Genomic DNA, 14,457 nt, shown 5'->3' on the forward strand with positions numbered 1-14,457 from the left:
AGGTTGACTAGAATTAAAAAAAGCTTGTTACAAGCGCATTTTTAAATCAGTAAACTTCTGCCAATATATATTTATAGCCTGAGTCATTGAATTATGCTCAGGCTCTTTGTAGAATTCAATAAGGTGCTAATTAGCGCTGCCTAATAACTCATTAGATAGCTCTACAACATATTTTAATTTAGTCCATTGTTCTTCTTCTGTGAGCTGATTACCTTCTTCAGTTGAAGCGAATCCACATTGAGGGCTCAAACATATTTGATCTAGAGAGATGTATTGTTGTGCCTCTTTAATACGTTGTTTAATTAATTCTTTATCTTCAAGTTCGGGTGTCTTAGAAGTAATTAAACCTAGTACGGCATAAGCATCCTTATCAAAATAGCGTAAAGGCTCAAAGTCGCCAGAACGCTCATCATCATATTCTAAGAAAAATCCATGCAGGTGCTCTTTAAATAAATACGGAGCAATCGCTTCGTAACCACCTGAAATTGCCCATGTTGATTGATAGTTACCACGACAAATGTGTGTAGTTAAAATTAAATCCTTTGGAAGACCTTCGACAGCATCATTTACTACCTTATATGCTAATTTACGAGCTTGAACTTTTTCTTCATCTGTACGTTGACGTCCTCGAACTTTATGTGTACCGTCAGTCAGACCAGCCCAATATACATCGTCTATTTGTATGTACCTTGCACCTAAATCATAAAAATGTTGCAATGATTGGCGATAAGCTTCAGAAATATCATGAGCAAAGTCTTCAATATTTGGATAAATATCTTCATTCAATATGTTAGGGTGGAATAATTGGTTTGGACTCGGAATTGATACTTTTGCGGTAGCACGTCCATTAACTCTGTCATATAAGAATTTGAAATGGTCAAAATGGGGGTGATTAGGATTATATCTAACTTTATCAACTACTCTTACATTATGGGCACGCGTTTCTAGCCCTTCAAATTCTAGCCCGTGATCAGGAGTGTAACCTTCGACACCATCTAGATTTTCTAAGAAATCAAAGTGCCACCAACTTCTTCGAAATTCACCATCAGTAATACTATGTAAACCTATTTCTAATTGCTTCTCTATAATACGGTCGATTTCCTCATCTTCTATTTGTTTTAGCTCTGCACCACTGATTTCATTTTGATTATATTTAGCGCGAGCGTCCTTTAATCTTTGAGGTCGTAACAAACTTCCAACATGGTCTGCTTTAAAAGGTCTGTAAGTCAATAGCAGTTCCTCCTTTATCAATTTATTTAGAATTTTCAGATAATATAAATATAAACTATCAAATACGAGTATTTTTGTCAATTTTCCCTAAAAATTAATTAGTTGTAGTAAAATAAAATTGAAAATTTTTATATGTTTATGTGCGTAATTCAATTAAAAACGACCAAAGATGACATCAATTAGTTAGTTTAATATAATAATGACAAGGAGTTGGTGGCTTTATGAAAATTAAATATATAGATAAACGTCACTGGCGTCGCCTATTAGAACGTGATTACATAGAAGTTAAGGTAAATAATAATAGATTTAAGGGTATTATTGGCTTGGTCACGATGAAGAGGGTTCGTGAACCTTTAGAGGTGACGGTAGTAGGCCAGAATATAATTGTTGCTGATGACAATTATCAATGGTTGCAGATTTTGCCGGAAAAGAAACGATATAGTATTACTGCAATGTTTGATGATAAAGGAAATCCATTGGAGTATTACTTCGATATCAATATTAAGAATATTACTCAAAAGGGCAATGCTAGAACACTCGATTTATTCTTGGATGTGCTTGTGTTACCATCAACTGGAGAATATGAGCTCGTTGATGAAAATGATTTGAAATTAGCATTAAAAAATGAACAAATCACTAAAAAACAATATCATGAAGCTTATATGATTGCGCATCAATTGATGATTGAAATCAATGAAAATTTTGATGATGTTAATAATCGAATTATGTATTGCTATAACAAGATGGTTGGTAAGTTGAATAAGCCAAATTATAATAAGACGTATAAAAAACATATTCAACATCATAAGCCACATGTAAACAAAGGGAAATGATGGAACTCTAAGCCTTTAATATTAGGAGCGAAGCGGAATGATAAGTAAATGTGAAGCATTGTTTATATAGTTTTCGTTTCGGTCTTAAACTTTTTTTGTTGCTCATAGCCATGTTCATGAATAAACATTAGTAGGGGGAAGCTATGAAAATAGAAGACTATCGATTATTAATTACATTAGATGAAACCAAGACGTTACGTAAAGCAGCAGAAATATTATATATTTCTCAACCAGCTGTAACACAACGACTTAAAGCAATAGAGCATTCATTTGGTGTAGACATATTTATCCGTACAAAGAAACAATTAATCACTACCACTGAGGGTGCTATGATTATTGAGCACGCTCGTGACATGTTAAAACGAGAGCGTGTATTTTTTGATAAAATGCAAGCCCATATTGGAGAAGTGAATGGTACCATTTCAATTGGCTGCTCATCATTGATTGGTCAAACGTTATTACCAGAAGTATTAAGTTTATATAATTCACAATTTCCAAATGTTGAGATACAAGTTCAAGTAGGTTCTACAGAACAAATTAAAGCAAATCATAGAGACTATCATGTGATGATAACTCGAGGAAATAAAGTAATGAACTTGACTAATACACACCTCTTTGACGATGATCATTATTTTATCTACCCAAAAGAAAGAAAGAGCGAGGTTTCTAAATTACCTTTCATAGAGTTTCAAGCTGATCCTATCTATATTAATCAAATTAAAGAATGGTATAATGAGAATCTTGGACAAGACTATCACGCAACGATAACAGTGGATCAAGTTGCTACATGCAAAGAAATGTTAGTAAGTGGTGTAGGGGTTACGATTCTTCCGGAAATCATGATGAAAAATATAGATAAAAATATGTTCGAATTTGAAAAGGTAAACATCGACAATCAACCACTTATTCGCTCAACATTTATGAGTTATGACAGTAGCATGTTACAACTCCCTCAAGTTGAGTCATTTGTTACTTTGATGCTTAACTTTATTCGCTAATCATTAGGATAACGTGTAATTAAATAAGAATAGAGGTAGAAAAATGTTTGCAGCATTGTTGCATATAAAAAACTACAAATTATTCGTTGTGAATATGATGCTATTAGGTATGGGGATTGCCATCACAGTACCTTACTTCGTCTTATTCGCGACTAAAGAGCTAGGGATGACAACTAACCAATTCGGTATTCTACTTGCCCTAGCAGCAGTAAGTCAATTTACAGTCAATTCTATTGTCGCTCGCTTTTCAGATACGCATAGCATTAATAGAAAAGTACTCATCATTAGTGCACTAATGATGGGGGCTATTAGTTTCTCGATTTATTTTTATATTCATAATATTTGGTTGTTTATTATTGTATACGCTATTTTTCAAGGGTTATTCGCTCCAGCAATGCCACAATTATATGCATCTGCACGTGAATCCATTAACGTTTCATCTTCAAGAAATAATGCCAAATTTGCCAATACTGTTTTACGCTCTATGTTTTCTTTTGGTTTCTTATTTGGTCCGTTAATCGGAGCGTATTTAATTCAATTTATGGGATATGCTGGACTTTTTGGTGGCACCGTCTTTATTTTATTATTCACACTTGTTTTACAAATCTTCTTCTATAAAGATTTAAATTTATCAGCAAAAGAGCAAGTTGGTGGTACAGCCAATATTGAGAAGACTGCGCCTAATATGCTTAAAGATAAAACACTATTTATTCCATTTATAGCATTTATTTTATTACATATAGGTCAATGGATGTACACAATGAATATGCCGCTATTTGTCACAGATTATCTTAAGGAGCAAGAGGGATATGTAGGAACGCTAGCAAGTTTATGTGCCGGCTTAGAAGTTCCCTTTATGGTTATATTAGGTATGTTATCTGCTAAGTTAGCTACTCGAACGTTGTTAATCTTAGGTGGAGTTAGTGGTGGTGCCTTCTATTTTAGTATTGGTGTTTTTGAAAATATCTATGCTATGATGATCGGACAAATCTTCTTAGCACTATTTTTAGCTATCTTACTCGGATTAGGTATTAGCTATTTCCAAGATATTTTACCTGATTTCCCAGGTTATGCTTCAACATTATTTGCGAATGCAATGGTGATTGGACAGTTGTTAGGAAATTTATTAGGTGGTGCAATGAGCCATTGGGTTGGATTGGAGAATGTTTTCTTCGTTTCAGCAACATCTATTTTCATAGGAATGATATTGATATTCTTTACGAAAGATCAAAAATATACGGAAGCGGATGTGAAAGTTAAGTAATGGAAGTTGTTTTATGGATATTAATACTATTATCATTTGTTTTAGCATTTGTAGGTTTAATTAAACCTATTATTCCATCTGTACTTGTGCTATGGGTAGGATTCTTAATTTATCAATTTGGATTCTCTCAAGATGGGTTATCATGGATATTTTATGTAGCTATGATTTTGTTCACTGTATTTATTTTAGTATCTGACTTTTTAATGAATAAATACTTTGTAAATCGCTTTGGCGGTTCTAAACTGGGTGAATATGCTGCGTTAATAGGTGTGATTGTTGGGTGCTTCGTCCTTCCACCATTCGGTATTATCATCGTACCTTTTATAGCAGTCCTCATTGTAGAATTAGTGCAAGATTTTGATTTTGGAAAAGCACTTAAAGCAAGCATTGGATCTGTAGTAGCATTTTTAGCGAGTTCGGTTGCACAAGCGTTAATTATGTTCATTATGATCATTTGGTTCTTTATAGATGTGTTTTTAGTAGGATAATTAAAAAAAGGTTAAGTCATTCATATCATAGTGGCTTTGAATTTTCAATTCGTCTTTTGAGAACATCATTGCGCACGTACGATATAGATGCTTAACCTTTTTAATTTTTATAAAATGCTACTTTACAAGTCTTAGTTCATCGTGACAACGTATTATAAGATAGTATTTGAATCCTTGTTAACAAAATGATGTTGTATATAAAAAGCAATCGGCGTAATGATGGCTGAAATTATAATAAATGACCAATTACTAATAAGAATGTAAGGACCAAAAGCTAAAAATGATTGAGGAATAAAAAAGACATAAAATAGAGCGACTAACAGTAAAGCGATAATAGTGTAATTCAATAACCACACCCAATGTGAATTATTGAAACTTTGAAGTTGAACCGTCTTAAATATGACTAATACAAACATAAAAATAATAAATAAACCTGCTATGACACTAATCGGAAATGTATACAAGTAAACTTCATTATTATCTCCACCAATAAAAAAGCCAATAAAGCCTTTAAAGAAACAAAAAATACCAATTAAAAAAATAAAATTCCTGAAAATATACTTAAATATATTTTGAAACGTTTCATTAGGCAATGATTTAATTTCTTTTTTAGCATGTGCTTTTGGATTATGTTCGAAAAACTCTAATGCTAACGTACCTTCATTCTCAGCTTCTAATAATCTTTTTAATATACGACTTAGCATTACCTCACTGTCATGCGGATTGACGCGTAAATCAGCGCGGATGTATGTCATATAATTTTCAAAGATTTCTCTATCTGTATTATTTAGGCGCAATGATTTTACATTATTTTCACGTGCTAATTTCGCAGTGGATTTCATTGACTAAGCTCCTTAACGTCTAAACTTATTTTATTTTTAAAAATAATAGATTATTATATGTTAAATATGGATAATCATACCATAGATAAATATAGAATATAATGTATAACATAAAGGAAGTCATTATGCGAAAACTAACTGTTAAAGATATGGAATGGATTGAATCCATCGCAAAGATACAAGAATATTATATTGAAAAGCGAGAAATACATTACAATGCGACACATCTATCAATTGGATTACGTCAAGATATGATTATTCAACGATTAAAGCACAGTAATGATATAATTTTAATTGAATTGAGCGAAGACACACGGCGCTTAATTTCGTTTGTTTGGGGTCATTTTGAGGCAGTTCAAGAAAAAGTAATCACTGAGATGATATACACTGCCCCTCATTTTCGAGGACTGGGTCATGCTAAGCGTCTAAAGATTGCTTTAGAAAATTGGGCGATTGAAATGGGTGCTAAATCAATTGAAGGTATGGTTGATGCTACAAATGATGCAATGATTGAGTTCAATAAAGCGAATGGTTATGCGATAAGTCATGTAAAAATGCGTAAAGACCAAAGGTAAACAAATGAATAGGTTCTTAATTCATGTTAAAATAATATTACTCATTCGTAATAAAGGAGAAAAGCATGAAAAAATGGTTGATACTTCTACTTTCTGCGACACTTATGTTGTCTGCTTGTGGTAAAAGTGATGAAAGAGCATCATTGGAGAAAGATGTTAAAGAACTTCAAAAAGAAAATGATGATTTGAAAAATCAAAAGAAAGACTTAGAAAAGCAAAAAGAGAAACTTAACGACCAACGTGAAAAGCTTCAAAAAGAAGTGGATGATTCAGTTGCGACAGAATCAGCTAAAGATGATTCGGAAAGTGATGAAAGTGATAGTAGTGACTCGAATCAATCATCAGATAGTGATACATACAAACAGTCTAAGAGCCAAAGTACCACTGAAAATAGCACGTCAAGTAACGAAATGAATACTTCTAAGACAAATGGTGGTAGTGATTCACAGCAATCTAACCCATCTAGTAATACTCAAGAGGGTCAATCAAATAGCGGTGAAAATACTACAAGTGAACAAAGTAGCTCAGACGATACATCATCAAGTAGCCGTTAATAAAATTACTTAAATAATGAAGGCAATTTAGCCGGCCTCATACGTCAAGTTTGACATGTACGGATGTAGGGTAAACTAAATTTAAATCATTTACAATTCACATTTTAATCATTGTATAAATTAAGCTTAACTACATAATAAAACGTTTAATCATAAACTATAATATTGGAGAGATGACACATGCATGAACAAGATTTTCACATTTTAGAAGGTCGCGAAATCACATTACCTGAATTAGGACGTGAAATTGAAAATATTACTGGACGTACAATTGTTGATTCTACTGGTGAAATCAAACGTGTGGTTGCACACTTACCAAACTTTGAATCTGATACCGACACATTTGTAGCTACATTTAAACTTAACCATCGTAATGACTTTGTAGATGCAACTTTTGTTGCACCTAAAGATCAACGTGATCGTTTAAAAGAGATTCCAGTACACATTGAACTCGTTAGTTATATATCTAGAGGTTAATTAGTTACTCAATCAAATTTAAAGACGGATAAAGTGTGCTATGGTCTATATCCATATCGCACTTTTTTACTCATGTATTTCTTTAAAATGGGGTGTTGAAAATGGCTACATATGTAGAAACAGAAAGACTTAAATTACGAGACTGGAAGCAAGAAGATTTATTGCCATTTCAAAAGATGAATGCTAATCCTCAAGTGCGACGCTATTTTCCAAGTTTATTAAGTTATCGACGTTCTGAATTAGATATGAAAAAAATGGATGACATTATTAAAGAAAACGGTATAGGCTTATTTGCAGTTGAACTTAAAGAGACTGGCGAATGGCTTGGTTTTATTGGGGTTAATTATATACCTCAAGATAGCCAATACCCATTTGAGGAATTACCACTATATGAAATTGGATGGCGTCTTATTCCAGAAGTATGGGGTAACGGACTTGCCACTGAAGGTGCAACAGCTGTGTTAGCATTTGCCAAAGAAAAGGGGATTGAAGCTATTTATAGCTTTACTGCAGAAAATAATTTGCCTTCTAGAAAAGTAATGGAAAAAATTGGCATGACATTATATGACCATTTTGAATTACCAGAGTTAAACAAATATCATATGTTAAAAAGACAAGTACGTTATTATAAACAATTATCAATATAAGATTAAAAGCGACATGAGATTGGATGGTTATATTATGTGATAAATAATCACTTTTATAAATATAATAGTCCAAAACATGTCGCTTTATAATTAATCGTATGTACGTATACCTAAGGGTTTAAAATTAAGTAACCCATTAATTAAATCTTCTTTAGAATTATATAAAGGTGCTAATTGTTTATATTTTTCATCAATAAATCCTTCTTCAATCATACTATTTATAAGTTGTTGAAGTGGATTGAAGAATCCATTTAAATTATAAACGGCAATTGGTTTTTCATGAATGCCAATTTGCGCCCAACTATAAGTCTCGAAAAATTCCTCAAGAGATCCAGCGCCACCAGGGGCCATTACAAAAGCATCTGCAAGTTCCGCCATTTTTTGCTTGCGTTCATGCATTGAATCTACAAGAATAAGTTCGCTCACTTTTTGACTAGTGATTTCTTTTTCATCTAACATCTTAGGCATTACACCAATAGCATGTCCACCGTGATCTAATACACCATCTTGAATTGCACCCATAATACCTACAGAACCTGCACCAAAAACTAATTCATAACCTTGCTCTGCCATATATTTACCAAGTTCGTATGCTTCTTTAACATAAATGGGGTCTTTACCTTTACTAGCACCGCAATATACTGCAATTCGCTTCATTATTCTTCCTCCTATAGTTTTTTGATAACTGATTTAAATGCACGCTCAAATTGTTTTTTATCTTCTTTTGAAAAAGGGGGAGGCCCTTTATGACGACCGCCTTGCTTTCTTATCTGTGCATTATTATAACGTTGTTGTAATAACATATCTATGTTACTTGAACGATACAAATACCCTTTATGATGCATTACAATCTTAACTCTAGATAGTAATAAACTGGCAAGTCCATAATCTTGAGTTATTACAATGTCTTCTAGTGTAGCTAGCTTTACAATTTTATAGTCAACAGCATCAGGTCCATCATCAATATAAATTGTTTCAACGTGATTCGGGAGCACTTTATTTGAGTAATGGCTAAAGCTGCGTAAAATGGTAACAAAAATGCCTGTCCCATTAGTTAATTCAATTACTGAATCAACTACTGGACAAGCATCTCCATCAATGATTACACGTGTCATAAAGCGTTACGCCTTATTGTTATCTTCATTTTTATTTTGTGTAACAACACTTTCAGCCTCATGATCTTTGAACTTTTTCATTTCTTTGATGCGTGCTTTTTCTTCTTGCTTTTGTAATTTCTCTGCTTCTTTATGACGTTTATCAATATTTTTTTGGAGCTTTTTATCTAGCTTATTAACGTCTTTTTTATTATCTTTCTCGAGTTTTTCGCCTTTTTTCTCTGTCTCATCATCAAGTTTACCAGGAGTTAAACCAACTTTTTCTTGATATTTTTGAGTTTTCTTCATGTCTTTAATGCGTTGTTTTTCGTTTTTTTCACGCTCTTTTTCTTCTGCTTTATGACGTTGTTCGATATTTTTTTGAAGTTTTTTATTCATTTTGTCAGCTTCTTTATAGTTTTTCTTAGCTAACTTTTCGCCTTTTTTCTGAATGTATTCAGGGTCATTTTCTTTTGCAATTTTCTTTAATTCACGTTTGTTGTCGAATTCTTGTTTTTTATCTCCTAAATACTCTTTTGCACCTGTTGCTTTATTCGCAATCGCTTGTCCTGCATTTGACGTTGCATGAGTTGCTTTTTGTACCTCAGGATGAGATTTAATACGCTTACGTTCTACTACTAGTGGCACAATAATGATCGGTAAAACATTAATCGCCGTTTTAATGATTTTCTTTTTGTCCATACTCGTTGCCTCCATTAGATTTACTATTTATCTTCATTACCCTATGATACATCATACTAAACGAAGGAACTAGCTAGAACCCTTATATTAACTTAAGTAAAACTAGGTAGGTTAAGAGAGTGTCTTAGTCAGCTAATTGACTAAAAAAATCGCCAAAGATTAAATCTTTGACGATGTTATGTGACGTAAAGCCACTATTAGATTGATTTATAATTAACCTGAAATGCCTTGACCAATTCCAAAGCCGAAGTAAAGAATGGCTATAATTATTACCAATACGATTCGATAAATTGCAAATGGTACTAACTTAACCTTATTAATTAAGTGTAAGAATGTTTTGATTGCAATCAAGCCAACAATAAAGGCAGCCAAGAATCCAATTAAGTAAAATGGAATATGTGCAAGTTCAATATATTGATAGTTTTTAACTAATGATAGTGCACTTGCAGCTAGCATAATAGGTACAGCCATAATGAAGGTAAAGTCAGAAGCAGACTTATGATCTAACTTCATCAAGACACCTGTTGAAATCGTAGAGCCAGATCTACTGAAACCAGGCCACATTGCTACCGCTTGAGAGATACCAATAACGAATGCTTGAACATAATTGATTTGGTCAACTGACTTAGGATTTTGAACTTTTTTACTATATTTGTCTGCAATAATCATATAAATTGCACCTAAGAATAAACCAATCATTACAGTAGGAACACTAAATAAATGCGCTTCAATAAAATCGTCGAATAACACACCTAATATACCAGCTGGAATCATACCAACTAATACGTGTAGTAAATTTAATCGACGTGGTTTAGAACGGAATTCTTCATTTATTGAAGTGTTTCTATATTTGCCAATATGTAACATTTCGAAATAACGCTCACGGAATACCCATGCCGCAGCAAAAACAGAACCTAATTGAATTACGACTTTAAATGTAAAAGCTGAATGAGGACCTAGAAATTCAGTCGATTTTAACCACATATCATCCACTAGAATCATATGACCTGTAGATGAAACTGGAGCAAATTCAGTTAAACCTTCGACAATACCTAAGATAAGGCCCTTGATAAACTCGATAATAATCATAAGTAACCTCTTTCTTTTATTAAAAATTTAAAATATTGTTGTCTTTCAATATATTGTTGTCAAAATTCACTTTTCTATAATATCATAACGCATCAAATCAACGCTAATAATAATGAGATAACTAATAATTGATTTTATATACAATATATCGCAGTACCTTTATTAATTTACTGATATAACGTAACTTACCGCAACGGACTTAAGGATGAGATGTTATGTTCATTATATTGTCACTGTTTTTTAAAAGATATTAAATGATAAACATTTGAGAACCTTTTATAATAATAAATTAGGTGAAGATAAAGTGAAAAAACTAATAAATTTAGTCTTTAATTATAAAGTATTTCCATTATTTATGGGAATTGTGAGTATGTTCTTAGCAATAACAGTAGTGGTTCAGAATATAAGTATTGCGAGTTTTTTAAATCGAGTGCTTTACAATCATTTGAGTTCTGTAAATTCATTATTGATTATCATCTTAATCGTTTTAATTCTTAGAGCAACATTGAATATGATTAACTTAAGATTAGGTGATACGTTAGCTGGCAAAGTTAAACATCAATTGCGTCGAGAAGTTGTTTTGAAAGAATCAACTATTGCTACAGGAACGCAAATTAATATTTTAACAGAGACAATAGACGGACTATCCCCGTTTTTTAAAAATTATTTGCCACAGGTCTTTAAATCTATGATGATCCCTTTAATGATTATCATAGCAATGTGTTTTATTCATTTAAATACTGCATTAATAATGATAGTTACAGCACCGTTTATTCCACTTTTTTATATCATTTTTGGACTTAAAACACGTGATGAATCAAAAGATCAAATGACGTATTTAAATCAGTTTAGCCAACGTTTTCTTAATGTGTCTAAGGGACTGATTACACTTAAACTTTTTAGACAGACAGCCCACACGAAAAAACAAGTATACGAAGATAGTACACAATTTCGAGATTTAACGATGCGCATATTAAAGAGTGCATTTTTATCAAGTTTGATGCTCGAATTCATAAGTATGCTTGGTATTGGATTGGTTGCATTAGAAGCAGCATTAAGTCTTGTTGTTTTTCATAATATTGATTTTAAAACAGCAGCTATTGCAATTATATTAGCTCCTGAATTTTATAATGCTATAAAAGATTTAGGACAAGCTTTCCACACAGGTAAACAAAGTGAGGGTGCTAGTGATGTAGTTTTTGAATTTTTAGATTCTGAAAATACACCGCTTACTAATCGAGAAATAGTAAAAGAGCAACAAGAATCGCTTATTAAGATGCGCAACGTCAATTATCAATATCCTAATAGTCCTTCTTATGCCATTCGTGATATATCGCTCACGATAGATAAGGGTGAAAATATAGCTATTGTAGGACCAAGTGGTGCAGGTAAAACGACTTTATCCAAATTACTTACTCAAATAGTACGTCCGACGAGTGGGCATGTGTCCTTTAACAAATGTGTTAATCAAATTGGAATGCTCAGTCAAAATCCTTATATTTTTTCAGCATCAATTAAAGACAACATAGCAATGTTTAAAAAAGTTGATGACGACCAAATTCTTCATGTGTTAGAGATGGTTGGGCTAAAAGAAAAGGTTATGTCTCTAAAAAATGGTATTCATAGCAGAATAGGTGAAGGTGGAGAAATGCTATCAGGCGGACAAATGCGTCGTATTGAGTTATCAAGGGTATTATTGATGAATCCTGATATTGTTGTTTTTGATGAACCTACGACTGGCCTGGATATAGAGACTGAAACTGTTATTCAACAAGTTATCGCACAACATTTTGAAGGGGTAACGATGATTATGATTGCGCATCGCGATTCAACGATTCGTCAAGCAACGCGACGATTGTTTATAAAAGATGGTTACTTAGTTGAAGATGATCAAACGATTTCTGTAAGACTTGAAAAGGGTGGTGACTTAGTGTGAAACCACAAATTCGATTTCGACCTGACAAATATTTAATATTAGCAATATTGACGGGTGTTATTGGGAGTGTCGTTGCATTAGCAATGTTCTTCTTAAGTGGGTACATGGTAACTCAAAGTGCTTTAGGCGCACCTTTATATGCATTAATGGTGTTAGTTGTATCAGTTAAGTTATTCGGGTTTATACGTGCGATTGCAAGATACGAGGAGCGTTTACTATCACATAAAACGACATTTACAATGTTACGAGATGTTCGGGTTCAATTTTTAGAAACATTAATCCCTAGAGTACCTAATTTATATCGCCAATATTCATCTGCTGATTTATTGACTAAAATGATAAGCAAAGTCGAAGCTTTACAAAACATCTATTTAAGAGTCTATTATCCACCGGTTGTCATTGGTTTCACAGCAATTATTGCAGCAGTAACATTGGTATATTTTAGTGTTATGCATGCTATAGTTATCATTATAAGTATGTTGTGTTCACTTTGGCTTGTACCGTGGTTGAGTGCCAAACGTGCAGGTAAATTGAAGCAACAAGTTGAACAACAGCAACAAACTACGATTACCCAATTTTATGATTATAAAGAAGGCTATGCCGAGTTAAATCGTTTTAACAATGCAGAAGCCTATCGTGAAGATTTAATGAACGCATTAGAATCGTATGACAAAATGCAATCGAAAGAAACGAGATTTTTAACTTTATATGATTATATGCTAAATATAATCGCAATGATCGCTATATTTGCTACCTTAGCATTGGGATTTATTCAAGTTAAAGAAGGACAATTAAATGTTGTGTATTTAACGAGTATTGTTTTGATGATGTTAACTCTATTCGAACAAACAGTGCCTATGAGTAACTTTGCATATTATAAAGCAGATACAGATGAAGCGTTAAATAGTTTAAATGATGTTCTATCATATCCAGTAGATCAATCTAAGCAATCATTTGTAACAAAACAGAGTAACGTCTACAATATTAGGAATGTATCCTTTAGTTATGAACATCAAGAATTACCAACGTTATCCAATATTAATTTAACTGTTGGGAAAGGGGAAAAAGTAGCGATTGTTGGACCATCTGGTTCAGGTAAAAGTACATTGTTACAAATTATGAGTGGTTTGTACGATATCGATGAAGGACAAGTTTCTCTCGATGGTCAGAACATATCACAACTAGATGAAGACATTCGCTTTGAAAAGCTTAATGTTCTTTTACAATCACAACAATTATTTGATGGTACGTTACGTTACAATATGTTCTCTAGTAAAAATGATAATGTTATTCAACGTGTCTTAACGAGCCTCAATTTAGGCTATCTAGATTTAGAAAAAACAATCACTTTAGATGGAAATACATTATCAGGTGGTGAGATGCAACGTATTGCATTAGGTCGACTTTTTCTAAAAGGTTCCCCAATATGGTTATTAGATGAACCAACGACTGCATTAGATGAGGATAATACTAAACAAGTGATGCAATTGATTGATGAACAAGTTGAAACATTGGTTATTGCAACGCATGATTTAAAATTACTGCCATATTTCGACAAGATAGTTGTTCTTATTGATGGACAGATTAAAGAACAAGGGAGTTATGATGAACTAAGTCATGGCAACCATTATTTAAGTCGTTTATTAAAAATGAATTAGACAATGTTTAAATATACGCATACCTTGTCTTAAAACGAAAAACCTGAGGTATCTGTTATAGATAACTCAG

Annotated in this window: 16 protein-coding genes; 10 read left to right on the plus strand and 6 right to left on the minus strand. The window is 32.7% G+C overall.

Annotated features, from left to right (window positions below; translation table 11 throughout):
- Positions 1-126 precede the first annotated feature (126 nt).
- Positions 127-1,230 (minus strand): 5-methyltetrahydropteroyltriglutamate--homocysteine S-methyltransferase, encoded by a 1,104-nt coding sequence (locus HMPREF3265_RS03435; RefSeq protein ID WP_070861027.1) that lies wholly within the window; start codon positions 1,228-1,230, stop codon positions 127-129.
- Positions 1,231-1,451: 221 nt separating this feature from the next.
- On the opposite strand from HMPREF3265_RS03435, the gene HMPREF3265_RS03440 reads away from it, so the two are divergent.
- The 4 genes from HMPREF3265_RS03440 (at position 1,452) to HMPREF3265_RS03455 (ending at position 4,813) form a co-directional block, all read left to right on the plus strand.
- Positions 1,452-2,063 carry a ribonuclease FAU-1 family protein gene (locus HMPREF3265_RS03440; protein ID WP_070861028.1) on the plus strand — a complete coding sequence of 204 codons (612 nt, stop codon included), beginning with the start codon at positions 1,452-1,454 and terminating at the stop codon, positions 2,061-2,063.
- 143 nt (positions 2,064-2,206) lie between these two features.
- On the plus strand, positions 2,207-3,061 hold the full coding sequence (locus tag HMPREF3265_RS03445) for a LysR family transcriptional regulator (RefSeq protein WP_011276481.1): 855 nt from the start codon (positions 2,207-2,209) through the stop codon (positions 3,059-3,061).
- Between the two features lie 43 nt (positions 3,062-3,104).
- Positions 3,105-4,325, plus strand: a complete 1,221-nt coding sequence (locus HMPREF3265_RS03450; RefSeq protein ID WP_070861029.1) for an MFS transporter — start codon at positions 3,105-3,107, stop codon at positions 4,323-4,325.
- Positions 4,325-4,813 carry a DUF456 domain-containing protein gene (locus tag HMPREF3265_RS03455; protein ID WP_070441907.1) on the plus strand — a complete coding sequence of 163 codons (489 nt, stop codon included), beginning with the start codon at positions 4,325-4,327 and terminating at the stop codon, positions 4,811-4,813. The genes HMPREF3265_RS03450 and HMPREF3265_RS03455 overlap by 1 nt, the downstream gene beginning before the upstream one ends.
- 152 nt (positions 4,814-4,965) lie before the next feature.
- On the opposite strand, the gene HMPREF3265_RS03460 is transcribed toward HMPREF3265_RS03455, so the two are convergent.
- Positions 4,966-5,655 (minus strand): DUF1129 family protein, encoded by a 690-nt coding sequence (locus HMPREF3265_RS03460; RefSeq protein ID WP_070861030.1) that lies wholly within the window; start codon positions 5,653-5,655, stop codon positions 4,966-4,968.
- 125 nt (positions 5,656-5,780) lie between these two features.
- Between HMPREF3265_RS03460 and HMPREF3265_RS03465 the strand changes: the two genes are divergently transcribed.
- From HMPREF3265_RS03465 to HMPREF3265_RS03480, 4 genes are all read left to right on the plus strand, one after another.
- Positions 5,781-6,230, plus strand: a complete 450-nt coding sequence (locus HMPREF3265_RS03465; protein ID WP_070861031.1) for a GNAT family N-acetyltransferase — start codon at positions 5,781-5,783, stop codon at positions 6,228-6,230.
- 65 nt (positions 6,231-6,295) lie between these two features.
- On the plus strand, positions 6,296-6,784 hold the full coding sequence (locus HMPREF3265_RS03470; protein ID WP_070861032.1) for an SA0632 family lipoprotein: 489 nt from the start codon (positions 6,296-6,298) through the stop codon (positions 6,782-6,784).
- A gap of 180 nt (positions 6,785-6,964) precedes the next feature.
- On the plus strand, positions 6,965-7,261 hold the full coding sequence (locus HMPREF3265_RS03475) for a hypothetical protein (protein ID WP_011276475.1): 297 nt from the start codon (positions 6,965-6,967) through the stop codon (positions 7,259-7,261).
- A gap of 101 nt (positions 7,262-7,362) precedes the next feature.
- Entirely contained in the window at positions 7,363-7,908 is a 546-nt protein-coding gene (locus HMPREF3265_RS03480; protein WP_070861033.1) for a GNAT family N-acetyltransferase, read from the plus strand.
- 90 nt (positions 7,909-7,998) lie between these two features.
- Here HMPREF3265_RS03480 and HMPREF3265_RS03485 read toward each other — a convergent pair whose 3' ends face one another.
- From HMPREF3265_RS03485 to HMPREF3265_RS03500, 4 genes are all read right to left on the minus strand, one after another.
- On the minus strand, positions 7,999-8,565 hold the full coding sequence (locus tag HMPREF3265_RS03485) for an LOG family protein (RefSeq protein ID WP_037549149.1): 567 nt from the start codon (positions 8,563-8,565) through the stop codon (positions 7,999-8,001).
- 11 nt (positions 8,566-8,576) lie between these two features.
- Positions 8,577-9,023 (minus strand): YaiI/YqxD family protein, encoded by a 447-nt coding sequence (locus HMPREF3265_RS03490; RefSeq protein WP_070861034.1) that lies wholly within the window; start codon positions 9,021-9,023, stop codon positions 8,577-8,579.
- Between the two features lie 6 nt (positions 9,024-9,029).
- Entirely contained in the window at positions 9,030-9,704 is a 675-nt protein-coding gene (locus tag HMPREF3265_RS03495) for a hypothetical protein (protein ID WP_070861035.1), read from the minus strand.
- 213 nt (positions 9,705-9,917) lie between these two features.
- A complete protein-coding gene (locus HMPREF3265_RS03500) occupies positions 9,918-10,793 on the minus strand; it encodes an undecaprenyl-diphosphate phosphatase (RefSeq protein WP_037536471.1) in 876 nt (291 codons plus the stop codon).
- A gap of 304 nt (positions 10,794-11,097) precedes the next feature.
- On the opposite strand from HMPREF3265_RS03500, the gene HMPREF3265_RS03505 reads away from it, so the two are divergent.
- Entirely contained in the window at positions 11,098-12,729 is a 1,632-nt protein-coding gene (locus tag HMPREF3265_RS03505; RefSeq protein WP_070861036.1) for an ABC transporter ATP-binding protein/permease, read from the plus strand.
- A complete protein-coding gene (locus HMPREF3265_RS03510) occupies positions 12,726-14,387 on the plus strand; it encodes an amino acid ABC transporter ATP-binding/permease protein (RefSeq protein WP_053022736.1) in 1,662 nt (553 codons plus the stop codon). The genes HMPREF3265_RS03505 and HMPREF3265_RS03510 overlap by 4 nt, the downstream gene beginning before the upstream one ends.
- Positions 14,388-14,457: the final 70 nt, after the last annotated feature.

Source organism: Staphylococcus sp. HMSC62B09, assembly GCF_001839115.1.
Lineage (GTDB): Bacteria > Bacillota > Bacilli > Staphylococcales > Staphylococcaceae > Staphylococcus > Staphylococcus haemolyticus.

Excerpts from the sequence above, each read along its gene's own strand:
- HMPREF3265_RS03440 (WP_070861028.1), top strand. The coding sequence starts at position 1,452 with ATGAAAATTAAATATATAGATAAACGTCACTGGCGTCGCCTATTAGAA.
- HMPREF3265_RS03445 (WP_011276481.1), top strand. The coding sequence starts at position 2,207 with ATGAAAATAGAAGACTATCGATTATTAATTACATTAGATGAAACCAAG.
- HMPREF3265_RS03450 (WP_070861029.1), top strand. The coding sequence starts at position 3,105 with ATGTTTGCAGCATTGTTGCATATAAAAAACTACAAATTATTCGTTGTG.
- HMPREF3265_RS03455 (WP_070441907.1), top strand. The coding sequence starts at position 4,325 with ATGGAAGTTGTTTTATGGATATTAATACTATTATCATTTGTTTTAGCA.
- HMPREF3265_RS03460 (WP_070861030.1), bottom strand. The coding sequence starts at position 5,655 with ATGAAATCCACTGCGAAATTAGCACGTGAAAATAATGTAAAATCATTG.
- HMPREF3265_RS03465 (WP_070861031.1), top strand. The coding sequence starts at position 5,781 with ATGCGAAAACTAACTGTTAAAGATATGGAATGGATTGAATCCATCGCA.
- HMPREF3265_RS03470 (WP_070861032.1), top strand. The coding sequence starts at position 6,296 with ATGAAAAAATGGTTGATACTTCTACTTTCTGCGACACTTATGTTGTCT.
- HMPREF3265_RS03475 (WP_011276475.1), top strand. The coding sequence starts at position 6,965 with ATGCATGAACAAGATTTTCACATTTTAGAAGGTCGCGAAATCACATTA.
- HMPREF3265_RS03480 (WP_070861033.1), top strand. The coding sequence starts at position 7,363 with ATGGCTACATATGTAGAAACAGAAAGACTTAAATTACGAGACTGGAAG.
- HMPREF3265_RS03485 (WP_037549149.1), bottom strand. The coding sequence starts at position 8,565 with ATGAAGCGAATTGCAGTATATTGCGGTGCTAGTAAAGGTAAAGACCCC.
- HMPREF3265_RS03490 (WP_070861034.1), bottom strand. The coding sequence starts at position 9,023 with ATGACACGTGTAATCATTGATGGAGATGCTTGTCCAGTAGTTGATTCA.
- HMPREF3265_RS03495 (WP_070861035.1), bottom strand. The coding sequence starts at position 9,704 with ATGGACAAAAAGAAAATCATTAAAACGGCGATTAATGTTTTACCGATC.
- HMPREF3265_RS03500 (WP_037536471.1), bottom strand. The coding sequence starts at position 10,793 with ATGATTATTATCGAGTTTATCAAGGGCCTTATCTTAGGTATTGTCGAA.